Below are 224 nucleotides of genomic sequence, written 5' to 3'. Positions count from 1 at the left end.
TAGGTTCGATTCCTATCACCAGCTCCATGTAAAATTAATACGGAGGATTTCCCGAGCGGCCAAAGGGGGCAGACTGTAAATCTGTTGTCATCGACTTCGGTGGTTCGAATCCACCATCCTCCACCAAAAAAATGCGCGGATGTGGCGGAATTGGCAGACGCACTAGACTTAGGATCTAGCGCCATTGGCGTGGGGGTTCGACTCCCTTCATCCGCACCATTTTT

2 tRNA genes are annotated in these 224 nt (G+C 50.9%); both read left to right on the top strand.

Annotated elements, in window-relative coordinates:
* Nucleotides 1-41 precede the first annotated feature (41 nt).
* Nucleotides 42-126 (top strand) — tRNA-Tyr (locus IC174_RS20980).
* A 9-nt stretch (nucleotides 127-135) separates the two neighbouring features.
* A tRNA-Leu gene (locus tag IC174_RS20975) sits at nucleotides 136-219 on the top strand.
* The last annotated feature ends 5 nt before the right edge of the window (nucleotides 220-224 follow it).

This window comes from Clostridioides sp. ES-S-0001-03 (assembly GCF_020676075.1).
Taxonomy (GTDB): domain Bacteria; phylum Bacillota; class Clostridia; order Peptostreptococcales; family Peptostreptococcaceae; genus Clostridioides.
Note: the sequence above shows the minus strand (reverse complement) of the source record. Positions and strands in the feature narration are given on the sequence as shown.